Genomic DNA, 22,781 nt, shown 5'->3' with positions numbered 1-22,781 from the left:
ATGATCCGACTGTTTCACGTCCCCCTGTCCCCCTTCTGTCGCAAGGTCCGCCTGTCGCTGGCCGAAAAGAAGCTGGAAGTCGAACTGATCGAAGAACGCTATTGGGAAAAAAGCGCGGAGTTCCTGCGCCGCAATCCCGCCGGCAAGGTGCCGATCCTGAAAATGGACGGCAAGACCCTGACCGAGAGCGCCGCGATTTGCGAATATATCGAAGAGTGTCACCCGACCCCCTCGCTGATGCCCTCTGACCCGGAAGGCAAATACGAGGTGCGCCGCCTTGTCACCTGGTTCGACGACAAGTTCCACCACGAGGTCACTTCGAAACTGCTCTATGAGCGGGTCAACAAGAAGGTCATGAAACAGGGCTACCCGGACAGCTCGTCCGTGAAGGCGGGGGCCAAGGCGATCAAGTATCACCTTGACTACATGGGCTGGCTCCTGGATCTGCGCCGCTGGCTGGCGGGCGACCAGATGACGCTGGCAGATTTCGCCGCCGCCGCCCATCTGTCCGCGCTGGACTACATCAGCGACGTGGACTGGAACCGCAACGAAAACGTGCGCGAATGGTATGCCAAGATCAAATCGCGCCCGGCGTTCCGTTCTATCCTGGCCGACCAGGTGCCCGGATTCCCGCCGCCCGCCCACTATGCGGACCTGGATTTTTGACCGCCGAGGTCAAAGCCGCCATCATCGACAAGGCCCTGGACGAAGGGTTCGCACAGGCGGGTGTCTGCCGCCCGGATTCTGTGCCGGAAATCGCTGACCGGTTGGCGCGGTTCGTGGCCGAAGGCAAACATGGCGACATGGGCTGGATGGGCGAGCGCATGCACTGGCGTGGCAATCCGGCGGCGCTATGGCCCGAGGCACGATCGGTCATCATGCTGGCCGAACCCTACACCCAGGACCATGACCCGCGCGACGTTCTGGGCAAGCCCGACCGCGGCGCGATCAGTGTCTATGCGCAGAACCGCGACTACCATGACATCGTCAAGAAACGCCTGAAACGGGTCGGGCGTTGGCTGATCGAGCACTATGGCGGTGAGATCAAGGTCTTTGTCGACACCGCCCCGGTAATGGAAAAACCGCTCGCGGCTGCCGCGGGTCTGGGCTGGCAGGGCAAACACACCAATCTCCTGAGCCGCGAATTGGGCAGCTGGTTCTTTCTTGGGGCGATCTTTACCACTCTGGAGCTGCCGGCGGATGCGCCGGGTCGGGAGAATTGCGGGTCGTGCACGGCCTGTCTGGACGCCTGCCCGACCAAAGCCTTTCCCGCGCCCTTCCAACTGGATGCGCGGCGCTGCATTTCCTACCTGACGATCGAACATCAGGGACCGATTGACGTCGAGTTGCGGCCTCTGCTGGGCAATCACATCTACGGCTGCGACGACTGCCTTGCCGCCTGTCCCTGGAACAAGTTCGCGGTGGCAGCGCATGAGCTGCGCTATGCCGCGCGCGACGATCTGGTGGCGCCCAGGCTGGCCGATCTTGTCGCTATGGATGATGCGCAGTTTCGCAGCTTTTTCAGCGGCTCGCCGATCAAACGGCTGGGGCGCGACCGTTTCGTGCGCAACGTGCTTTATGCGATCGGAAATTCCGGTGACGTCAGCTTGATCCCGGCCGCGAGGCGGCTTTCCACGGACCCGGCGCCGGTGGTGGCGGATGCCGCGCGCTGGGCGCTTGAACGGTTGGAAGGAGGGGCGCCGTAGGCGCACCCCCTTGCCTGCGTCAATCGGCGGGTGGTTTCACGCTCATCCGATAGGCTTCCACCGCCTTGTTGATACCATTGGAAGCTTCAGACAGAGGGTAAGGTCCGATGGTCGAGGGTCCGACAACATAAGTGACCCAGGTGCCTGCCCCGCCGGTACGGGCGAATTTCACGTTCACATGCACACCCTTGGCGCGGAACGCATTGGAGAAGATGCGGTGCAGCTCGGCCTGGGATCTGCCCCCGGAATGACGTGGGTCGTAGGAGATCTGCGCGATGATCTCGAACACCGGCCCGCCGCCGCGTTCGAAGGCATCAAGGCTTTCACGGGTAATGCCCAGAGGCCGCACGCTGGGGTTCTTGGTCCACCAATAATAGGTCAGCGCGCCTGCGGTCGGGGCGACCACCAGGAAGATGACGATCAGCAGATGCGTGACGCTGCGCTGCATGACCAGCATATGAAAACTCCTATCCCAAGCATGATCTCAGGATAGGAGCTACAGGTTCAAAACCGGTTAACGGGCTTACGCGCGCACCAGTTTCTCATAGGCTTCGGCGATTTCGCGGGTCAGCGCGCCAACCTCGAAATGCCAGTCGCCGATCTGCCCCACCGGAGTCACCTCGGCGGCGGACCCGGTCAGCCAGCATTGTTCGAAACCTTCCAGTTCCTCCGGCAGGATATGGCGTTCATGCACGGTAATACCGCGTTCCTTCAGCATGCCGATCACGGTCTGACGGGTCAGGCCGTTCAGGATCGCATCGGGCAGCGGTGTGTGCACCTCGCCGTCCTTGACGAAGAAGACATTGGCGCCGGTCGCCTCGGCCACATAGCCGCGGTAATCCATGAACAGCGCATCCGAGCAACCCTTTGCTTCGGCGGCATGTTTGGACATGGTGCAGATCATGTAAAGGCCGGCGGCCTTGGCCGCGGTCGGGATCGTTTCCGGCGAGGGGCGTTTCCACTTGGCCACGTCCAGCTTGGCGCCCTTCATCTTGGCATCGCCATAATAGTCGCCCCATTCCCAGGCAGTCACCGCCATGCGGACCGGGTTGCGCGCGGCGCTGACCCCCATGTCTTCACCGGCGCCACGCCAGGCCACCACACGCACATAGGCGTTGGTCAGCCCGTTGGCATCCAGGACCGCGCGCTTGGCGGCCTCGATCTCGTCCACGGAATAGGGGATCGGCATGTCCATCATTTCGCCCGACTTCAGCAGCCGTTCCGAATGCTTGCGGCTGAGGAAGACCTTGCCGTCGTAGCAGCGTTCGCCCTCGAATACCGACGAGGCGTAATGCAGCGCGTGAGTCAGGACGTGTACCTGCGCGTCGCGCCAATCCACCATCTTGCCATCCATCCAGATCTTGCCGTCGCGGTCCTCATATCCGCTCATGACCATGTTCCTTTGCTGTGCCACCTCGGGCGTTTCAAATTTGCGATTGTTGCGACAGTATGGCCGGTTCGGACATAATATTTCGCAAAATCCGAGGATGGGTATCAATTGATTCTTGGAAAGTCAACAAGACTGACATAAAATCCGAAGTTGAAACACCAAATGTGACGGGGCGGCAGATGAATGACGGGCGCACGCCGGGGGGACAGACTCTTCTGTTCCTGACCGACGAACAGCTGCGGAAGGGAATCGAGGCGATGTTCTTCGCCTATCGCGGCTTCACGGCCGACCCGGATCGCATCCTGGACGAAAAAGGATACGGGCGCGCACACCACCGCGCGATCCATTTCATCTCGCGCAGCCCGGGCACCACGGTGAACAACCTCCTCTCCATTCTCGGCGTGACGAAACAGAGCCTGAACCGCGTGCTGCGAACCCTTGTCGAGGACGGGCTGGTCGAAAGCCGGGTTGGCACTCGGGACAAGCGCGAACGGCACCTGTTTCTGACCGATGTGGGGGAGGCGCTGGAGCGCGAGCTGTCGGATGCGCAGCGCGAACGCATGCGCGTGGCCTATCGCGAGGCAGGGCCGGAAGCGGTTCAGGGATTCCGTGCGGTCCTTGAGGCGATGATGGACCCGGAGCTGCGGCGTCTGTTCAATCGATTGAAGGATGCCGGACATGAGTGATGGTACAGATACCCATCTGCTGATCGTCGATGACGACGAACGCATTCGCGGGCTGTTGCAGAAATTCCTGATCCGGCACGGGTTCTGGGTTTCGGCCGCACGCGATGCGTCCCATGCACGCCGTTTGCTGGACGGGTTGGAATTCGACCTGATCGTGTTGGACGTGATGATGCCGGGGGAGGACGGGATTTCTCTGACCCGCGACCTGCGCGGGCGTATCGCCACGCCGATCCTGCTGCTCACGGCCAAGGGCGAGACCGAGGATCGCATTGCCGGGCTCGAGGCCGGGGCGGATGACTACCTGGCCAAGCCCTTCGAGCCCAAGGAGTTGCTCCTGCGCATCAATGCGATCCTCCGCCGGGTGCCGCAGGTGGCTGCGGACCTGGCGCCGAAGATGCTGCACCTGGGTCCGGTGCGCTATGATGTCGAACGGGGCGAGCTGTGGTCGGGCGAGGAGTTGATCCGTCTCACCGCTACGGAAAACCAGTTGATGAAGATCTTCGCGGGCTCGGTGGGCGAACCGGTCAGCCGGGGCGATCTGGTGGAACAGCTGGGCCGGGCCGAGGGCCAGGCGCAGGAACGCGCGGTGGACGTTCAGATCACCCGGCTGCGCAAGAAGATCGAGGCGGACCCGAAACAACCGCGCTTCCTGCAGACCGTGCGTGGCGCGGGCTATATGCTGGCGCCGGAATAAAGGGCGTGGCAGAGCCGGGGGACCAGTCCCCCGGACCCCCTGGGATACTTCCGGAAAGATGAAATGTGCGGCGGTGGTTGGGAGGAACTACCGGCTGGAGAAGGGGACTACGGTGTCGCACATCGAGTTTTCTCAATGGTTTGCCTCCGGCGAATGGCCTAGGGTCCGGCCATGACAACAGCATTGTTCACGCACCCCGCCTGCCTGGAGCATGTCACGCCGCAGGGCCACCCGGAACAGGTGGCGCGGATCGAGGCGATCGAGGCCGTACTGGCCGCGCCAGAGTTTGCCCCGCTGGACCGGCGTCTGGCCCCGCGAGGCGCGTTGGAAACCATCCGCAAGGGCCATTCCAAGGTCTATTACGACCGGATCAAGGCAGCGATGCCGGACTATGGCGATGCGCATCTGGATCCCGACACGTTCATGTCTCCGGGCAGTTGGGAGGCCGCCCTTCGGGCTGTTGGAGGCGCGGTGGCGGCGGTGGATGCCGTGATGGCGGGAGAGATCACCAATGCTTTTGTCGCCACCCGCCCCCCGGGCCACCACGCCGAGAAAGCCCGGGCGATGGGGTTCTGTTTCTTCTCCAACGTGGCGATTGCCGCGATTCACGCGGCGAATGAATACGACCTCGGCCGCGTGGCCGTGATCGATTTCGACGTGCACCACGGCAATGGCACGCAGGATGTGCTGTGGCACGAAAGTCGGGTGAAATTCGCCTCAAGCCACCAGATGCCCTTCTACCCGTTTACTGGTGGCATTCACCAGAAGGGCGCTTTCGGCCAGATCATCAACGTGCCGCTGGAAGAGGCGACCGGGGGCGAGGTCATGCGCGAAGCCTACGCGGAAAAGGTCTTTCCGGTCCTCAGGGACTATGACCCCGAACTTGTGGTGGTTTCGGCCGGGTTCGACGCCCACGCCCGCGATCCGCTTGCCGGGCTGCAATGGGAGACCGGGGATTTTGCCTGGCTCGCCCACTGCATCTGCGATCTGGCGGCTGATTGCTGCGACGGGCGGGTGGTCTCCTGCCTCGAAGGGGGCTATGATCTCACGGCCCTTGGCGAGAGCGTCGGGGCCTATGTCAAGGTCATGATGGAGCGCGGGGCATGAGCGGCAAGCCGGTGGAAGAAATGAGCTTCGAGGAGGCGATGCGTGAGCTGGAAGGCGTGGTCGGCCAGTTGGAGCGTGGTGACGTGGCGCTGGAAGCTTCGATCAAGCTTTATGAACGCGGCGCAGCCCTGAAAGCACGCTGCGAGACCACGCTGAAGGAGGCCGAGGAAAAGGTCGCCGCGATCACGCTGGACGCGGACGGCACCCCCACCGGCACCAAACCCGTCGAAGGGCTGTAAATGTTCAAGGCACGGCTGGAACAGACGACGCGCGCCGCGCGCGCCTGTCTGCACGGGGCAATTGACGACAAGGGTGCGCTGGCCGAGCCGATGCGCTATGCCACGGCGGGCGGCAAGGGGCTGCGTGCCTTCCTGGTGATGGAAAGCGCCCGTCTGCATGATGTGGACGATGACACCTCGGTCTGGGCCGCCGCGGCGATCGAGGCGATCCATGCCTATTCGCTGGTCCACGACGACCTGCCCTGCATGGATGACGATGATCTGCGCCGCGGCCTGCCCACGGTGCACAGGAAATGGGACGAGGCGACCGCCGTTCTGGTCGGCGATGCGTTGCAGAGCCTTGCCTTTGAACTGTTGACCCATCACCCGCTGGGCCTCGGTCAGCTGCAACTGATTTCTTCGCTGGCGCAATGCGCCGGGCAGCACGGCATGGTCCATGGCCAGGCGCTGGATATTGCCGCTGAAACCGCCAAGGTGCCGCTGACCCTGCCCGAGATCACGCTGCTTCAGGCGGGCAAGACCGGCGCTCTCATTCGTTGGAGTGCCGAGGCGGGTGCGGTCCTGGCCCGGGCCGATCAGGAACCGCTTCGCAACTATGCCAGCGCGTTGGGGCTGGCCTTTCAGATCTGGGACGACGTGCTGGACATCGAGGGCGATGCGGAAGCTGTCGGCAAGGCAGTCGGCAAGGACGCCGACGCGGGCAAGGCGACCTTTGTCTCGCTTCTGGGGCTCGAGAAGGCGAAATCAATGGCACAGGGTCTGATTGATGACGCCTGCGATGCGCTTTCCCCCTATGGTGCAGATGCCGAAACCTTGCGGGAAGCCGCCCGGTTCGTTATCTCGCGTGACAGGTAAGCCAAGGAAACCCTCATGTCCGAGCGTCCCGTGACCCCGATCCTGGACCGTATCGCGGTTCCCGCCGACATGAAGGCGCTTTCTGACCGCGAGTTGGAGCAGCTGGCCCATGAGGTCCGGGCCGAGACGATCTCGGCCGTTTCCGAGACCGGCGGCCACCTCGGCGCGGGGCTTGGCGTGGTCGAACTGACCGTCGCGCTGCATGCCATCTTTGACACGCCGCGGGACCGGCTGATCTGGGACGTGGGCCATCAGTGTTACCCGCACAAGATCCTGACCGGGCGTCGTGACCGTATCCGTACGTTGCGTACCGAGGGCGGGCTTTCCGGTTTCACCAAACGGTCCGAAAGCGCCTTTGACCCGTTCGGGGCAGGGCACAGTTCGACCTCGATCAGCGCCGCATTGGGCTTTGCCGTCGCGCGCGATCTGGGCGGGGCACCGGAGCACGGGATCGGTGACGCGGTGGCGGTGATCGGCGATGGCTCCATGTCCGCCGGCATGGCCTTCGAGGCGATGAACAACGCGGGCCATCTGGGCAAGCGGCTCTTCGTGATCCTCAACGACAACGATATGTCCATCGCCCCACCGGTGGGGGCGCTGTCGAGCTATCTTTCCCGTCTTTACGCGGGCGAACCCTTCCAGGAATTCCGCGCTGCCGCCAAGGGCGCCGTGAGCCTTCTGCCCGAACCCTTCCAGGAAGGCGCGCGCCGGGCAAAGGAGATGCTGAAAGGCATGACCATCGGGGGCACCCTGTTCGAGGAACTCGGCTTCTCCTACGTCGGGCCGATTGATGGCCACGACATGGAAGATCTGATGTCGGTGCTGCGTACCGTGCACGATCGCGCCACCGGGCCGATGCTGATCCACGTGATCACCAGAAAGGGCAAGGGCTATGGCCCGGCCGAGGCGGCGGATGACAAGGGGCACGCCACCGCCAGGTTCGACGTCGTGACCGGCAAGCAGCACAAGGCGCCGTCGAACGCGCCCAGCTATACGTCCGTGTTCGGCAAGGAACTGGTGCGCCTGGCCGCCGAGGATGACAAGGTCTGCGCCGTGACCGCTGCGATGCCGGATGGCACCGGGCTGGCGCAGATGCTGACCCGCTACCCCAGCCGCACCTTCGACGTGGGCATTGCCGAACAGCATGGCGTGACCTTCGCCGCCGGACTTGCGGCGGGCGGGTTGAAACCCTTCTGCGCGATGTATTCGACCTTCCTGCAGCGCGGCTATGACCAGGTGGTGCATGACGTGGCCGTCCAGCGCCTGCCGGTGCGCTTCGCGATCGACCGCGCCGGGCTGGTTGGCGCCGACGGGGCGACTCATGCCGGATCCTTCGATATCGCTTTTCTGGCAAACCTGCCCGACATCGTGGTCATGGCCGCTGCCGACGAGGCGGAGTTGATGCATATGGTCGCCACCGCGCATGCCATTGACGACCGCCCCTCGGCTTTCCGTTACCCGCGCGGAGAAGGGGTCGGCGTCGAACTGCCCGAAAGGGGCGAGGTGCTGGAAATCGGCAAGGGCCGCATGATCCGAAAGGGTGCGCGCGTTGCCATCCTGTCCTTCGGCACGCGCCTTTCCGAGGTTGAAAAAGCCGCCGAAAAACTCGAAGCACGCGGGATCACCCCGACCATTGCGGACGCGCGTTTTGCCAAACCCCTGGACCGCGAGATGATCCTGGAGCTGGCAGCGGGCCACGAAGCCCTGATCACCATCGAGGAAGGCGCGGTAGGGGGCTTTGGCAGCCATGTCGGCCAGCTTCTGTCCGACGAAGGGGTGTTCGATACCGGGCTCAAGTTCCGGTCGATGGTCCTGCCCGATACTTTCATTGATCACGCCAGCCCGGCAGCCATGTATGCGGATGCAAAGCTGAACGCCGAGGATGTCGAGGCGAAGGTTCTGGATGTTTTGGGCGTTGCCACGCTGGAAAACCGCCGCGCCTGACGCGGAAAGGCAACATGCCCGCCAGAAATACTCCTCCCGCCAAGTGAAGGCTGGACACGAATCGCCGGCTCCTATGAAGCAGATTCAATACTGAATTTAGGGGGAAACCATGAAGAAGATAGCCCTGGCTGCTGCCATCATCCTGACCGCCAACTCGGCCTTTGCCGGCGCCCTTACCGATCCGATCGTCGAACCGGCCGTGATCATCGAAGAGGCTGCCGCTGGCTCGGACCACGGTATTCTTGTTCCGATCATGTTCCTGATCATTCTTGGTGTTGCCCTGACGGGTGGCAACAGCGTTACCTGAGTCGCTAATCCAGCTCAAGCAACGCGGCCAACCCCTCTCTGTAGGTGGGGTAGGCCAGCTGTACGCCAAGATCGCCCTTGATCCGGTCGTTGCGGACCCGTTTGGATTCCGCATAGAAACTGCGCGCCATCGGGGTCATATCGGCCGTGGCGAAATCCTCGGCGGGCGGGACCGGCAGGTCCAGCATCTCGGCCGCCATGGCCAGCACGTCCTCCGGCGGGGCGGCTTCATCGTCGCACACATTGTAGATTGCGCCCGGATTGGGCCGTGCAATCGACGCAGCCAGCACCTGCGCGATGTCCTCGACATGGATGCGTGAGAACACCTGGTTCGGTTTGACGATGCGCCGTGCGGTGCCTGCCCGCACCTTGGCGAAGGGGCCGCGTCCCGGACCATAGATACCCGCCAGGCGGAAGATGTGCAGGGGAAGGTTCAGCGCCCGCCAGGCGGCCTCGGCTTCGACCCGTTGCTGGCCGCGTTTCGTGGCCGGGGTCAAGGGTGAGGATTCGTCGACCCATCCGCCGCCATGGTCGCCGTAGACGCCGGTGGTGGAAAGATACCCCACCCAGTCGAACTGCGCCTTCTCGATGTCGTCTTTCAGCGTGTTTAGCACCGGGTCGCCGTCAGCATTCGGGGCGATCGAGATCAGCAGGTGGCTGGCCCAATCCAGATGCGTCGACATGTCCGTTCCGGGCCATCGGAGCGCGTCGCTGCCTTCGCGAGTGGTGCCCCGCACCTCCCAGCCTTCCGCGCGCAGAACCTCCGCCAGCGCGCGGGCCGAATAGCCGTAGCCGAATATCAATAGCCGCTTCATACCCGGCACTATTTCACCCGCGCGGGGGGAGTTCCAGCCCTACTTGCCCTTCCACACGGGATCGCGTTTCTCGGCAAAGGCGCGGGCACCTTCCAGCTGGTCCTCGCTGTCATAAAGCACATCGACCGTGCGCAGCTGACGCTTGGTGATGCGGTTCATCGCGTCCTGGAACCTGGTGTCCTCGGCGTCACGCACGATCTCCTTGATCGCGGCGTAGACCAGCGGCGGGCCCGAGGCGAGCAGCCGCGCCAGCTCCCGGGCGCGGTCCATCAACCGCTCCGGCGCGACGATTTCATTCACCAACCCCCAACGGTGGGCCTCTTCGGCGTCGAACCAGCGGCCGGTTAGCAGAAGCTCCATCGCGATATGGTAGGGGATGCGCTTGGGCAGTTTGACGCTGGCCGCATCCGCCACGGTGCCCGACCGGATTTCCGGCAGGGCGAATGAGGCGTGATCAGCGGCAAGGATCATGTCTGCCGACAGTGCCAGTTCAAGCCCGCCGCCGCAGGCAATGCCGTTCACCGCAGCGATCACCGGCTTGTTCAGGTCGCGCAGCTCCTGCAACCCGCCAAAGCCCCCGACGCCATAGTCGCCATCGACCTCGTCCCCATCCGCGGCCGCCTTCAGATCCCAACCGGGGCAGAAGAATTTTTCACCCCCTCCGGTAAGAATTGTCACGCGCAGATCGGGGTCATCGCGGAAGGTCTTGAACACCTCGCCCATGATGCGCGACGTGGCCAGGTCGATCGCATTGGCCTTCGGGCGGTCCAGGGTCACTTCCAGTATGGCACCGTCGCGCCGGGTCTTGATCGGATTTGTCATGCGGGTTCCTCTCGGATCAGAGCATCCGCCGCCACCGCGCGGATGGGGGTGCAGATGAGCGGGTTCACTTCAACTTCTTCAAGCCGGTCGGCATTGGCAAGCACGTAGCTCTGGATCGCGTTCACCGCGTCCAGAATGGCGGCGATATTTGCAGCGGGGGCACCACGGTAGCCTGTCAGTAGTTTATGCATTTTGAGGCGGGTTAGAGCCTTTCGAATGCCTTCAGGTGATGCCGGGACCAGCAAAGAAGCACTGTCTTTCAGAAGTTCGGTCAGGGTGCCCCCGGCGGCGAGGGTCAGCACGAAACCATGGGCCGGATCGCGAGTCACGCCGATCAGCAGTTCCGCCACCCCGTCATCTATCATTTCCTCCAAAAGAAAACTGTCCGTGGGCATCTTGGCCGCAGCTTCGGCAACGCCCCCGGCACTGGTCAGACCCAATGCCACCGCGCCCGCCTCGGTCTTGTGGGCAATACCTTCACCTTTCAGAACCAGGGGAAAACCGACTTCGGTGGCCAATTTAGCAGGATCAGAGCCTGTTTTTGCCTTCGGGATGTCCAGCCCGTGGTTGACCAGAGCAGTCTTGGCCTCGGCCTCGGACAGGACGCGCGCGTCACGTTCGCCTCCCGGCAGACAGAGCGGTTCCGCCATCGGTGCGCGCCATCTCGCGGCGGCTTCGGCGGCCAGGACCGCTTCGTCCAGCCCCAGAACCGGCACCACGCCGCCGGCCATCAGCCGTTCGCAAGTGGCTTCCGACATCAGCTCCGGCAGGCTGGCGACCACGGCGACATTCGCCCCGGTCTGTGCCCGAACGTTCAGGGCGGCCCGGGTCGCGATATCCCAATCGGCCGGGTCACAGCGATCCGCGCGGGGATAGTCCAGGATGATCATGGTCAGCGCCAGTTCCGGGTCCACAATGCCCGACCAGGCAGCGGTCATCGCCCCCTCGTCACGCCAGATATAGGTGTGGTAATCGAGCGGATTCGCCAGCGCCACCATCGGCCCAAGCGCATGGGTCAGAGCCTGTTTCTGGCCCTCGTTCAGCGGCGGAAACACAACGTCGCGCCCATGTGCGGTGTCGGCGGCCAGCGATGCCTCGCCCCCCGAACAGGAAATCGAGGCGATCCGGTTCGACGGCAGCGGTCCGGTGATATGGAGCAGCTTCAGCGTCTCGAGGAAAGCGGGCAGACTGTCCAGACGGGGAATGCCCAGCCGGTCCAGAAGGGCCTGCGCGCCCGCGTCGCCGCCCGCCAGAGACGCCGTATGAGACACTGTTGCCGCCTGGGCCTGCGCCGAGCGTCCCACTTTGAGAGCGATGAGCGGAATGCCTTTGGCATAAGCCTTGGCGGCAAGCGCCTCCCAGGCGCGCAGATCGGAGAAACCTTCGACATGCAGGCCGATGGCGGTGACACGGTCGTCATCCAAGAGCCCGGCGGCAATTTCGGCCTGGCCAGTCTGGGCCATGTTCCCGCAGGTCACGGTGTAGGCAATTGGCAGCCCGCGCGCCTGCATGGTCAGATTGATCGCGATATTCGAGCTCTGCGTCAGGATCGCGACGCCCTTGTCCACCCGCGTTGACCCGTGCTGATCGGGCCACAGAAGCGCGCCGTCGATGGCATTGATGAAACCATAGCAGTTGGGACCGAGGATCGGCATGTCCCCGGCGGCTTCCAGCAGCTCGGCCTGCAGGTCGTGGCCTTGCGTGTCTTCGGCAGCGGCCTCGGAGAAGCCCGAAGCGAAACAGACCGCCCCCCCCGCACCCATCTGCGACAGCACGCGCACCGCCTCGATCGTCGCGTGGCGATTGATGCCGACAAAGGCGGCATCCGGTGCGCTGGGAAGGCTTTCCAGGGTGGGATAGACACCTTTTCCACCCTTCGGATGCACGCGCCAGACCTCGCCATCGAAGCCCATCTTGCGACATTGTTCTACCACCTGACCACACCAGGCGCCGCCGCCAATCACGGCGATCGTGCGGGGACGGAACAGGCGCGAAAGGTTCCGCCCGCTCATGCGCCGAGCGGCCGCAGCAGGTCGCGGCTGATGATATGACGTTGTATTTCGCTGGTGCCGTCCCAGATACGCTCGACCCGCGCGTCCCGCCAGAACCGTTCAATCGGGAAGTCGTCCATCAGCCCCATGCCGCCGAAGATCTGCAGCGTGGTGTCGGTGACGCGCGCCAGCATCTCGGACGCATAGAGCTTGGCCGAGGCGATCTCGCGGTTGGACGGCAGACCCTGATCCAGGCGCCAGGCGGCGGATAGGGTCAGCCAGTCGGCCGCGTCGATTTCGGTGATCATGTCGGCAATCTGGAAACCCACGCCCTGGAACTTGCCGATCGGCTGGCCGAATTGCTTGCGCTCGGCGGCATAGTCCAGCGCGTAATCAAAGCAGCGGCGCGCGCGGCCAACACAGAAGGCGGCGACGGTCAGACGGGTGGCATAGAGCCATTCGTTCATCACCGCGAAGCCCCCATCGACTTCGCCCAGGACCTGGCTGTCGGGCAGACGGCAATCGTCGAAGGTCAGAATGTAGTTCTTGTAGCCCTTGTGGCTGACCGAGTTGTAGCCCGCGCGCACCTCGAACCCAGGCGTGCCGCGGTCGATCAGAAAGGTGGTGATGCGTTTTTTCGGGCCCTTTGGGGTCTCATCCACGCCGGTGGCGATGAACACGATGAAGAAATCCGCGTGTTCGGCCCCGGAAATGAAGTGTTTCGAGCCATTCACCACCCAATCGCCACCATCGCGCTGCGCCTGGCATTTCATGCCGCGCACGTCCGAGCCCGCATCCGGTTCGGTCATCGCCAGCGCATCCATGCGTTCGCCACGCACGGCGGGCAGCAGATAGCGTTCACGCTGGTCGTCATTGCAGGCCATCAGGATGTTCTGCGGGCGGCCGAAGAAATGGGTAAGGGCCATGGAGCCACGACCCAGTTCGCGCTCCACCAGAGTGAAATCAAGGTGAGATAGACCCGCACCACCGACTTCTTCGGGGAAATTGCAGGCGTAGAAGCCAAGGTCGATACATTTCTGTTTGATTTCCTCGCCCAGCTCATGCGGCACCTGGCCGGTGCGCTCGACTTCTGCTTCGTGGGGATAAATCTCGTTCTCGACAAAGCTGCGCACGGTCGAGACGATCATCTCCTGTTCTTCGGACAGACCAAAGTGCATCGGGAACCCTTTCTGTTCGCGGTTTTGACCAAGCGTAAGGGGGTTGCGCGGCGCCTTTGTGCAGGATTAGAAAAAATCATGCAGAGTTGGGAAAAACAAAACGCCGCGCCGCAGCGGGTGGATCTGCTTCTGTTCGACCATTTCTCGGGCCTGTGTCTTGCGAATACGGTCGAGCCGATGCGGGCGGCGAACCAGCTGTCGGGGCGATGGATTTACGAATGGCGATTCCTCACCGTGGACGGGGCGCCCGCGACGTCCTCCAGCGGGATGACCGTGGCGGCGGAACCGATGGACGGTACAGGCGACATGCTGATCGCGCTCCCGTCGTATCATTTCATCGGCCATGCAACGCCGATGGTGTTGAGGGCCCTGCGCGCGGCGGCGGGGCGGTATGCCACCCTGGCCGGGTTCGATACCGGGGCCTGGCTGTTGGCGGCGGCGGGGCTTTTGGAAGGCAGGCGGGCAACCATTCACTGGGAGGAACTGGACCGCTTCGAGGAGGCCTTCCCCGAGGTTCGGGCGCAGCGCAAGCGCCATGTGGTTGAGGACAACCGGATCACTTGTTCCGGTGCCCAGGCGGCCTTCGACCTGATGGTGGAGCTGATCGGGGCGGCCCATGGCCCGGCGCTGCGGCTGGAGGTCGCCATGCTGTTCATGTCGCCCGGGGCCACCGGTCCACAGGATGCGCCGCTTGCGCGGGGCAAATCGGTCGCCCGGGCGGTGGCCCTGATGCAGGAACATCTGGAAGACCCCCTTCGCATTCCGGAAATCGCCCGGCGTGTGGGGCGTCCGCTGAAAGACCTCGAGGCGCGGATGCAACGCGAACTGGGGGCGGGGCCTCAGGTGATCTACAGACGCCTGCGTCTGATCGCGGCGCGCAAGCTGGTTCTGGAAACCGGCCTGTCGGTGGCCGAAATCGCCCTGCGCGCGGGGTACCAAGACGCCAGCGCCTTTACCCGGGCCTTTCGCGCGGAGTTTGGGCAAACCCCACGCGAAATGCGTTTACAGGCGGATTAGAGTCTATCCGAACATCCGTTTCTTGCGCGCCCGGGTTTTTGCTGTGGCCTCGGGTGATCCGTCATGGAACGTGCCGAACCAGCGATCCCAGGGCATCTCCTGGTTGCCGTAGTTGCACTCGTAATAACGGTGGTGCAGCTGGTGGTAAAAGGTGCCCAGCGCCAGCCGGCGCTTGTCCTTGATCAGCAGGTCTTCGTATCCCGTGTGGGTCATCGCGGCACCCGGCCCCTGGAAGACGATGTGAAAATAGAGGTGAATCGGGTGGCTGGCGACAACCCAATGGATGCAAAGCGTGGTCAGGTAGATGAAATGCTCCACCGGGTGCATCGCAAACCCGCTCCATGGACCGATGTTCACATTGCGATGATGCAGGGAATGCACGCGCTTGTAGAGGACCGGCTGATGCAAAAGCCGGTGCACCCAGTAGAAGTGGAACGCCGACCACATCGGGAGGATCACCAGGAAGGCCAGGAACCAGACCGGGTTGCTCGAGAAGGTGATGGTGGGCGAATAGCCATTGGCCATCAACCACATGGTCAACACCTGAAACAGGGTCAGTTGCGCAACGCCGGACCCGAGGCTCCAGAACATGTTGTCCTTCACCTGGTCGTTGAAATCCCACAACGAGTTGTTCTTGCCCTGCGCACGCCGCTCGAATTTCAGCTTATTGCCCTGGCCCTTGCGGATGTAGAAATACCAGTGCAGCCCGCCTGCGGTCAGGGCGATGATCGCGAAGTTGACCACATAGATCCGGGCGATCCAGCCGAAGGCGAAGCTCTGCGCGGTTTCGAGCGACGGGTAGAACAGGAAATAGAGCAGCAGAGCGAGGCCCAGCATCAGGACGCGCTCGGACAGGGTCAGCCAGTTGCGGGCGAGCCAGCCCGCCAGAAAGGCGGGGTTTGGCGGCCACCTGAAGATCGACGGGTTATCCAGAGGCAACTCCGGATGGTAGTTCCAATCGCGCGACATGTTTTCCATCGGCGTGGCTTCGGCGGGGTCGGATACCCGGTCCAGGTTGGGGGTTGTATCGGTCATCCTGGTTGCTCCTCCGTGGCAAAAAACCAGATTTCACGCGCACGCAGATCAGCATCGAAGGTTGGATTTAGGGCGGAATAGTGATGCATTCTGCGTGGCTTTCTAATCTGCCCGTGGATATAGACGGCGTTGTTCCTCCCAGGGTTGCTCCTGCCGTCGGGGGGAGGTGGCGTTGCGCTGCGGGCCGACCATGCCGCAACCGAAAACCACCAGTTTTTCGGGTCGCATACTGCGCGACGGTGTTGCCTGCTGCGCGGGGCTGATGTCTGTGTCAATGTGACCCTAATCCGCGTAAGTCGAGCCTTCGGCGTCCAGGACTGCCTTGATCTCGCGCATGTGTGCTTCGGCCTGGCCGGGGTAATCCTCAAGCTCCTGCGCGGTCTTTTCGGCTATTTCGTCCGACAGCACCCGCAGCTTCTGGCCGGTTTGCAACGCGCGGATATAGGTCTCGGCCGCGCGTTCGAAGTAATAGAGCCGGTTGAACGCATCCGCCGGATTATCCCCGATCACCAGAACACCGTGATTGCCCATGATCATGGTCTTGACCTTCGGGTCGGTCAGCATCGCGGCACAGCGCGCGCCCTCGTCGTCGAAGGCCAGCCCGCCGAAGCCGTCGTCGATCACATAGCGGTTGTGGAAGGTCGCCGTGTTCTGGTCGATCGGCGGGATGTTCGAATCGGCCAGGCAGGCCAGAACGGTCGCGTGAATGGAATGCACATGCATCACGCAGCGCGCCTGCGGGCAGAGCCGGTGGATCGAGCCATGCAGCCCCCAGGCTGTCGGATCCGGCGCACCCGGTTTTGACATCGTATCCGGGTCATTGGCATCCAGCAGCAGAAGATCCGACGCCCGGATCCGCGCGAAATGCATCTGGTTCGGGTTCATCAGGAACTGCGTGCCATCGTCATTGACCGCCAGCGAGAAGTGGTTCGCCACCCCCTCGTGCATGTTCAGCCGTTCGGTCCAGCGGAAGGCGGCGGCCATGTCCACCCTTTCCTGCCAATGGTCCATGTTGGGGCGCAGTTTCGCGACGCTCATATCGGTCTCCCTGTTCTTTCAGGAACGGTGCCGCGCGCGACGGCACTTAACAAATGAAAAAAACACGGCCATCCTATTAGTCAAACTAATGGGAAGATTATGCAGATGCGGCAAGACCTGCCTCCGCTGAACTGGTTGCGTGCTTTCGAGGCCGCGGCGCGCCACCTGTCCTTTACCGGGGCGGCGCGCGAATTGAACATGACGCAAAGCGCGGTGAGCCAGCAGATCAAGTCGCTGGAGGGACACCTGGGGCGCCCCCTGTTTCATCGGCGCCCGAAAGCTCTGGAGCTGACCTCGACCGGTTTGACCTATCTGCCGGTTGTGCGCGATGCCTTCGGCACGCTCAGGCGCGGGACCAATGCGGTGACAGGGCGGCGCACCAACCTGTTGCGCGTGCAATCGAATATCACCTTCTCGATCCACTGGCTCGCGCCGCGCCTGCCTGCGTTCCGTGCCGCGCATCCCGAGATCGACCTGGAGATACAGACCGAGCTGTGGGAGCCCGCCTCGATGGCCGAAGGCGTGGATGTGGAAATCCGATATTCCCTGCGCCCCGACGAAGGAACGCGGGCCGAGCTTCTGACCCGCGATCACTTCTACCCGGTCTGCGCGCCGGGCTACGAGGTGTCTCTGGAAACCCTCGCCGATCAGCCGCTCTATGACTGCATGAACATGCTGGGGAGCTGGGCGGGCTGGGCCGAAGAACAGTCTCTAACCTGGCCTGATCCGCCCATAACCTTTGCCACGACCTTTACCTTTACCCTCGCCGTTGCCCAGGCGGGCGGGGGGCTGACCCTGGCCCATGACATGATCGCCGGGAGGCTTGTCCGGGACGGCAAACTTGTTGCCCCTTTCCGACACCGTGCCGAGATGCCCGAGGCCTACTACCTGCTGCAAACTCCACAAGCGGAGGCAAACCCCCACGCCCGGGCCTTCACGCGGTGGCTACGTACCGAGGTCACGAAGGGGGCTTGAAGGGGCAGGGAAAACCTGAACAATTGATCCATGGAGAATACATCTTTCAAAACATGGCCTGAATCCGCGGCCCGCCTTGTGGCGGTGGCGGCAGGCCGGACGCCAGCCGACACGGTGATTCGAGGCGGGCGTGTGGTGAACGTGCACACGCGTGAGATCTTGAATTGGCAGGTGGCGGTGGCCGACGGGCGTTTTGCCTATGTCGGGCCGGATGCCTCGCATTGTATCGGTGAGGGGACCGAGGTGGTCGAGGCCGAAGGGCAATATTTGATCCCCGGTCTCTGCGATGGGCATATGCATGTCGAAAGCGGCATGCTGACCCCGGCGGAGTTTGCCCGCGCCGTCACGCCGCATGGCACCACCTCGATGTTCGTCGACCCGCATGAGATCGCCAATGTGCTGGGGATCGAAGGGGTGCGGCTGATGCATGATGAGGCTCTGATCCAGCCGATTTCGATCTTTACCCAGATGCCCAGCTGCGCGCCGTCGGCGCCGGGGTTGGAAACGACGGGCTTTGAGATCACCCCCGAGGACGTGGCCGAGGCGATGACCTGGCCCGGCATCATCGGGTTGGGCGAGATGATGAACTTCCCCGGTGTGATCCATGGCGATGACAAGATGCTGGCCGAAATCGCGGCGACCCAGCGCGCGGGCAAGACCGTGGGCGGGCATTATGCCAGCCCCGACCTGGGCCCGAACTTCCATGCCTATGCTGCGGGTGGTCCGGCGGATGACCATGAAGGCACCTGTGAAGCGGACGCGATTGCGCGGGTGCGGCAGGGCATGCGGGTCATGATGCGGCTTGGATCGGCGTGGTTCGACGTGGAAAAACAGATCAGTGCGGTGACTGAGAAAGGGCTCGATCCGCGCAGTTTCATCCTGTGCACCGATGATTGCCATTCCGGCACGCTGGTGAACGAGGGTCACATGAACCGCGCCGTGCGCCATGCGATCGAATGTGGTTGCGATCCGTTGGTCGCCCTGCAGATGGCGACGATCAACACCGCTACCCATTTCGGGCTGGAACGTGAGCTGGGCAGCATCGCCCCGGGGCGGCGGGCGGATGTGATCCTGACCGACGACCTGCGGAGTCTGCCAATCAACGCGGTTTACGCCAAGGGTATCAAAGTTGCGGAATCCGGGCGGAACAGGGTCGAATTTCCGCATCTCGCCTGGCCGGACCATGCGCGCGACACCATGCATCTGGGCAAGGTGCTCACGGCTTCCGATTTCCGTATCGACGCGCCGGATGGTGCCAACTCTGTCACCGCCAGGGTGATCGGTATCGTCGAAAACCAGGCGCCGACCAAGGCACTGCGGGCGGACCTGTCTGTCACGGATGGCATTGTCTTGCCCGACCCGTCACAGGATGTGGCGCAGGTGGCCCTGGTCGAACGGCACAAGGGCACCGGCGGCGTGGTGAACGGATTTGTCAGTGGCTTCGGCTACCGAGGTAACATGGCCATGGCCTCGACTGTGGCCCATGACAGCCATCATATGATCGTGGTCGGCACCGATCACGGCGACATGGCGCTGGCCGCCAATCGTCTGGGCGAGGTTGGCGGCGGCATCTGTGTCTACAGGGATGGCAAGGAACTGGCGCTGGTCGAACTGCCGGTTGCCGGGCTCATGTCCGACGATCCCGCGCCGCTGGTGGCCGAAAAGGCCGAGGCCATCGTCGAGGCCATGTGCACCTGCGGATGCACCCTGAACAACGCGTCGATCCAGCACAGCTTCCTGGCGCTGGTGGTCATCCCCGAACTGCGGATCAGCGACCTCGGCCTGGTCGACGTCAACACATTCGAAATCACACCCCTGTTCGAGGAGAGCGCATGAACGCGAGCGAGCTGCGTATTCCGGTCGTGACTCCGCCCCACGCGGAGCACGAGGTTTTCACCGACGCCCAGGCGGCCGTTGAGCGGCTGAAGGCGCTGTATGCCGAAGCCTGTACCTTTCTGGCGGGAACCTTCAGCCAGACCGTGCATGGCGCGCAGCCCCCGACACGCTACCGTGCCTATTATCCCGAGATTCGGCTGACCACGACCAGCCACGCCCAGGTTGATACCCGCCTGAGCTTTGGCCATGTCTCGGCGCCGGGGATCTATTCCACCACGATCACCCGCCCGGACCTATTCAGGAACTACCTGGTGCAGCAGATCGGTCTGCTGCTGGAAAACCACGGCGTGCCGGTGCTGATCGGCCCCTCGCAGACCCCGATCCCGGTGCATTTCGCCGTGGCGAATGACCCCTCCGTGACCGTGCCACAGGAAGGGGCAATGGCCTTTCCGTTGCGCGATGTCTTTGATGTGCCGGACCTGGCGACCACCCATGACGATATCGTCAACGGGCTGGGCTACACGCACGAGGACGGTTCCGCGCCACTGGCGCCCTTTACCGCGCAGCGGGTGGACTATTCGCTGGCCCGGCTCAGCCACTATACCGCGACCGACCCCTCGCATTTTCAGAACCACGTGCTGTTCACCAACTACCAGTTCTACGTCGAGGAGTTCGAGGCCTATGCCCGCCGCGCCCTGGCCGATCCCGACAGCGGCTACACCAGCTTCGTCGGTCCGGGCAATTGCGAGATCACGACCTGTGATTGCAAGATCGAGGTGCCCGCGAAACTGCCGCAGATGCCTTCCTATCACCTCAAGCGGCCGGACGGGACGGGGGTGTCGCTGGTCAATATCGGTGTGGGTCCGTCGAACGCCAAGACGGCAACCGACCATATTGCGGTGCTGCGCCCCCATGCCTGGTTGATGGTCGGCCACTGTGCCGGCCTGCGCAACTCGCAGCGGCTGGGCGATTTCGTCCTGGCCCATGCCTATTTGCGTGAGGACAAGGTGCTGGACGATGACCTGCCAATCTGGATCCCGATCCCGCCGCTGGCGGAGATCCAGCGCTCGCTGGAGCAGGCCGTGGCGGATGTGACCGAACTGGAGGATTTCGAACTCAAGCGCATCATGCGTACGGGCACCGTGGCGTCCCTGGACAACCGCAACTGGGAACTTCGCGATCACACCGGCCCTGTCCAGAGGCTCAGCCAGTCGCGCGCCATTGCGCTGGATATGGAAAGTGCGACCATCGCGGCCAACGGTTTCAGGTTCCGCGTGCCCTATGGGACGCTGCTCTGCGTCAGTGACAAACCCCTGCACGGCGAGCTGAAACTGCCCGGCATGGCGTCCGATTTCTACAAGGACCAGGTGGGGCGTCACTTGCTTATCGGTATTCGGGCGATGGAAATCCTGAGGGGCATGCCATTGGAACGCATCCACAGCCGGAAACTGCGCAGTTTCGAGGAAACAGCCTTCCTGTAACCGCGCCACGCCGCCCTGACGCCGGGTCAACCCTAAAAAAAAGGGGAAAACCTGCCAATTTGGTCAAATTTCGGGACACAAATGATTGTGTACCCCAACCATATCCAGTTTAATGCGCGCAATCTAACCCCAGCATAGGGGGCCAACGAGGAGTTATTTACATGGCAAAACCGATGACCAAAACCCAACTGGTGGCTGCTCTGGCCGAACAGATGGGCGCTGACAAGAAAGCCGCTTCGGCCGCTCTGGACGGTATCGTGTCGATTATCACCGACGAAGTTTCGGGTGGCGGCGCAGTGACCCTGCCGGGTGTTGGCAAGATCTACTGCCGTGAACGTCCGGCCCGCATGGTGCGCAACCCCGCCACCGGCGAGCAGATTCACAAGGATGCCGACAAGGTCGTGAAAATGACCATCGCCAAGGCGCTGAAGGACAGCGTGAACGGCTAAGCCCGGCTTCACACGAAATCTGTCAAAGGGTCGCCTCTCCGGCGGCCCTTTTTCATTGCTCTTCCGGTGTCGTTGAGCGGGCAGAAAATCTTGTGTGCAAGGTCAAAAGAACTGCCATTGCCATTTGCCCGGAAGTGCGAAAGTCTCTCTCGACTTTACGACCCTTTCAGATGGAGATTGGAATGGACCTGCGCGCGATCTTCATGGGCTTGGGGTTTGCATTTCTCTGGAGCTCGGCCTTTACCTCAGCGCGGGTGATCGTGGCCTATGCGCCGCCTATGGGCTCGCTTGCGGTGCGATTCCTGATCTCGGGACTGATCGGAGTGGCAATTGCCAGGGCGCTGGGGCAGAGCTGGCATTTGACCCGTACCCAGTGGCGCGCGGTGATCATTTTCGGCCTTTGCCAGAACGCGCTCTACCTGGGCTTGAATTTCGTCGCAATGCAATGGGTCGAGGCCGGACTTGCCTCGATCATCGCCTCGACCATGCCGCTGATGGTGGCCCTTGCCGGTTGGAGCCTGTTCGGCGACCGGCTGAAACCGCGGGCGGCCTTTGGTCTGGCGCTGGGTATTGCCGGTGTGATGCTGATCATGGGCTCGCGCCTGTCCGGGGGGGTGGATGTGACCGGCGTGGCGCTCTGTTTCATCGCCGCCGCCGCGCTGACCATCGCCACCCTATCGGTGCGCACCGCAAGTTCCGGCGGCAATCTGATGATGATCGTGGGGCTGCAGATGTTCGTGGGGGCCTTTTCGTTGGCCATCGCCTCATTGGCGCTGGAAACGCCCGAAGTCACCTGGACATGGCAACTGGGCGCCGCATTTACCTATACCGTGCTGGGGCCGGGCCTGTTGGCCACCTGGATCTGGTTTGCCCTGGTCACGCGTGTCGGAGCGGTGCGCGCAGCCACCTTCCATTTCCTCAACCCTTTCTTCGGTGTGGTCGTCGCCGCCGTTCTGCTGGGCGAGGCGCTGGGCTGGCTCGACGGGATTGGCGTGGCGATCATCACCCTCGGTATCCTTCTGGTGCAGCTGGCAAAGAAAGATCCCTTGCGGGCGTGATCTGGCCCACCCCTGCATTCCGCCAGTGCTGCCGACCTTCCCGGCGACGGGCAGTCGAATCGTATGGAAGCCACAACGGCCCCCTTTTCATCTTTCAAAAATATCCCCGCCGGAGGCAACGCGCCCGCTTGCGGGCGCGCCACGCCCAACCGGGCACAA

23 protein-coding genes are annotated in these 22,781 nt (G+C 62.9%); 15 read left to right on the top strand and 8 right to left on the bottom strand.

Annotated features, from left to right (window positions below):
* Together Q1V43_RS07665 and queG are read left to right on the top strand one after the other, a co-directional pair.
* Window positions 1-666 (top strand): glutathione S-transferase family protein, encoded by a 666-nt coding sequence (locus Q1V43_RS07665; RefSeq protein ID WP_300516090.1) that lies wholly within the window; start codon window positions 1-3, stop codon window positions 664-666.
* Window positions 663-1,706: a tRNA epoxyqueuosine(34) reductase QueG gene (queG, locus tag Q1V43_RS07660; protein ID WP_300516087.1), complete on the top strand. Its 1,044-nt coding sequence runs from the start codon at window positions 663-665 to the stop codon at window positions 1,704-1,706. The genes Q1V43_RS07665 and queG overlap by 4 nt, the downstream gene beginning before the upstream one ends.
* Window positions 1,707-1,725: 19 nt before the next feature.
* On the opposite strand, the gene Q1V43_RS07655 is transcribed toward queG, so the two are convergent.
* A complete protein-coding gene (locus tag Q1V43_RS07655; RefSeq protein WP_300516084.1) occupies window positions 1,726-2,163 on the bottom strand; it encodes a hypothetical protein in 438 nt (145 codons plus the stop codon).
* Between the two features lie 66 nt (window positions 2,164-2,229).
* Complete coding sequence (locus Q1V43_RS07650; protein WP_300516081.1) at window positions 2,230-3,096, bottom strand: branched-chain amino acid aminotransferase; 867 nt, start codon at window positions 3,094-3,096, stop codon at window positions 2,230-2,232.
* A gap of 179 nt (window positions 3,097-3,275) precedes the next feature.
* Between Q1V43_RS07650 and Q1V43_RS07645 the strand changes: the two genes are divergently transcribed.
* From Q1V43_RS07645 to Q1V43_RS07615, 7 genes are all read left to right on the top strand, one after another.
* On the top strand, window positions 3,276-3,782 hold the full coding sequence (locus Q1V43_RS07645; RefSeq protein WP_300516078.1) for a MarR family transcriptional regulator: 507 nt from the start codon (window positions 3,276-3,278) through the stop codon (window positions 3,780-3,782).
* On the top strand, window positions 3,775-4,476 hold the full coding sequence (locus Q1V43_RS07640; RefSeq protein ID WP_300516075.1) for a response regulator: 702 nt from the start codon (window positions 3,775-3,777) through the stop codon (window positions 4,474-4,476). Before Q1V43_RS07645 ends, Q1V43_RS07640 begins: the two co-directional genes overlap by 8 nt.
* A gap of 171 nt (window positions 4,477-4,647) precedes the next feature.
* Entirely contained in the window at window positions 4,648-5,583 is a 936-nt protein-coding gene (locus tag Q1V43_RS07635; RefSeq protein ID WP_300516072.1) for a histone deacetylase family protein, read from the top strand.
* Window positions 5,580-5,822, top strand: a complete 243-nt coding sequence (locus Q1V43_RS07630; RefSeq protein ID WP_300516069.1) for an exodeoxyribonuclease VII small subunit — start codon at window positions 5,580-5,582, stop codon at window positions 5,820-5,822. The genes Q1V43_RS07635 and Q1V43_RS07630 overlap by 4 nt, the downstream gene beginning before the upstream one ends.
* Window positions 5,823-6,677, top strand: coding sequence for a polyprenyl synthetase family protein (locus Q1V43_RS07625; RefSeq protein WP_300516066.1), 855 nt, complete (start codon window positions 5,823-5,825; stop codon window positions 6,675-6,677).
* 15 nt (window positions 6,678-6,692) lie between these two features.
* Window positions 6,693-8,621: a 1-deoxy-D-xylulose-5-phosphate synthase gene (gene dxs, locus Q1V43_RS07620; RefSeq protein ID WP_300516063.1), complete on the top strand. Its 1,929-nt coding sequence runs from the start codon at window positions 6,693-6,695 to the stop codon at window positions 8,619-8,621.
* Between the two features lie 109 nt (window positions 8,622-8,730).
* Window positions 8,731-8,928 (top strand): hypothetical protein, encoded by a 198-nt coding sequence (locus tag Q1V43_RS07615; protein WP_300516060.1) that lies wholly within the window; start codon window positions 8,731-8,733, stop codon window positions 8,926-8,928.
* A 4-nt stretch (window positions 8,929-8,932) separates the two neighbouring features.
* Here Q1V43_RS07615 and Q1V43_RS07610 read toward each other — a convergent pair whose 3' ends face one another.
* Genes Q1V43_RS07610 through Q1V43_RS07595 form a run of 4 tightly spaced genes read right to left on the bottom strand, consistent with a single transcriptional unit; the run spans window position 8,933 to window position 13,733 of the window.
* A complete protein-coding gene (locus Q1V43_RS07610) occupies window positions 8,933-9,742 on the bottom strand; it encodes an SDR family oxidoreductase (protein WP_300516058.1) in 810 nt (269 codons plus the stop codon).
* Window positions 9,743-9,781: 39 nt separating this feature from the next.
* Window positions 9,782-10,564 (bottom strand): carnitinyl-CoA dehydratase, encoded by a 783-nt coding sequence (locus Q1V43_RS07605; RefSeq protein WP_300516055.1) that lies wholly within the window; start codon window positions 10,562-10,564, stop codon window positions 9,782-9,784.
* The gene (locus Q1V43_RS07600; RefSeq protein WP_300516053.1) at window positions 10,561-12,576 is read right to left on the bottom strand and encodes an acetate--CoA ligase family protein; all 2,016 of its coding nucleotides are present in this window, start codon (window positions 12,574-12,576) and stop codon (window positions 10,561-10,563) included. Before Q1V43_RS07600 ends, Q1V43_RS07605 begins: the two co-directional genes overlap by 4 nt.
* On the bottom strand, window positions 12,573-13,733 hold the full coding sequence (locus tag Q1V43_RS07595; protein WP_300516051.1) for an acyl-CoA dehydrogenase family protein: 1,161 nt from the start codon (window positions 13,731-13,733) through the stop codon (window positions 12,573-12,575). Before Q1V43_RS07595 ends, Q1V43_RS07600 begins: the two co-directional genes overlap by 4 nt.
* A 78-nt stretch (window positions 13,734-13,811) precedes the next feature.
* Between Q1V43_RS07595 and Q1V43_RS07590 the strand changes: the two genes are divergently transcribed.
* Window positions 13,812-14,750, top strand: coding sequence for a helix-turn-helix domain-containing protein (locus tag Q1V43_RS07590; RefSeq protein WP_300516049.1), 939 nt, complete (start codon window positions 13,812-13,814; stop codon window positions 14,748-14,750).
* Between the two features lie 3 nt (window positions 14,751-14,753).
* On the opposite strand, the gene Q1V43_RS07585 is transcribed toward Q1V43_RS07590, so the two are convergent.
* Window positions 14,754-15,785: a sterol desaturase family protein gene (locus Q1V43_RS07585; RefSeq protein WP_300516047.1), complete on the bottom strand. Its 1,032-nt coding sequence runs from the start codon at window positions 15,783-15,785 to the stop codon at window positions 14,754-14,756.
* A gap of 282 nt (window positions 15,786-16,067) precedes the next feature.
* Complete coding sequence (locus Q1V43_RS07580; protein ID WP_300516045.1) at window positions 16,068-16,823, bottom strand: class II aldolase and adducin N-terminal domain-containing protein; 756 nt, start codon at window positions 16,821-16,823, stop codon at window positions 16,068-16,070.
* Between the two features lie 99 nt (window positions 16,824-16,922).
* On the opposite strand from Q1V43_RS07580, the gene Q1V43_RS07575 reads away from it, so the two are divergent.
* From Q1V43_RS07575 to Q1V43_RS07555, 5 genes are all read left to right on the top strand, one after another.
* Window positions 16,923-17,798 carry a LysR substrate-binding domain-containing protein gene (locus Q1V43_RS07575; protein WP_366146211.1) on the top strand — a complete coding sequence of 292 codons (876 nt, stop codon included), beginning with the start codon at window positions 16,923-16,925 and terminating at the stop codon, window positions 17,796-17,798.
* A 30-nt stretch (window positions 17,799-17,828) separates the two neighbouring features.
* The gene (gene ade / locus Q1V43_RS07570) at window positions 17,829-19,634 is read left to right on the top strand and encodes an adenine deaminase (protein WP_300516044.1); all 1,806 of its coding nucleotides are present in this window, start codon (window positions 17,829-17,831) and stop codon (window positions 19,632-19,634) included.
* Entirely contained in the window at window positions 19,631-21,115 is a 1,485-nt protein-coding gene (locus tag Q1V43_RS07565; protein WP_300516041.1) for an AMP nucleosidase, read from the top strand. The genes ade and Q1V43_RS07565 overlap by 4 nt, the downstream gene beginning before the upstream one ends.
* Window positions 21,116-21,276: 161 nt before the next feature.
* Entirely contained in the window at window positions 21,277-21,564 is a 288-nt protein-coding gene (locus tag Q1V43_RS07560) for an HU family DNA-binding protein (protein WP_300516039.1), read from the top strand.
* Window positions 21,565-21,746: 182 nt separating this feature from the next.
* A complete protein-coding gene (locus Q1V43_RS07555; protein WP_300516107.1) occupies window positions 21,747-22,622 on the top strand; it encodes a DMT family transporter in 876 nt (291 codons plus the stop codon).
* Window positions 22,623-22,781: the final 159 nt, after the last annotated feature.

Source organism: Aliiroseovarius sp. (assembly GCF_030148435.1).
Lineage (GTDB): Bacteria > Pseudomonadota > Alphaproteobacteria > Rhodobacterales > Rhodobacteraceae > JASBTN01.
This window is presented reverse-complemented; position numbering and strand designations above follow the sequence as displayed.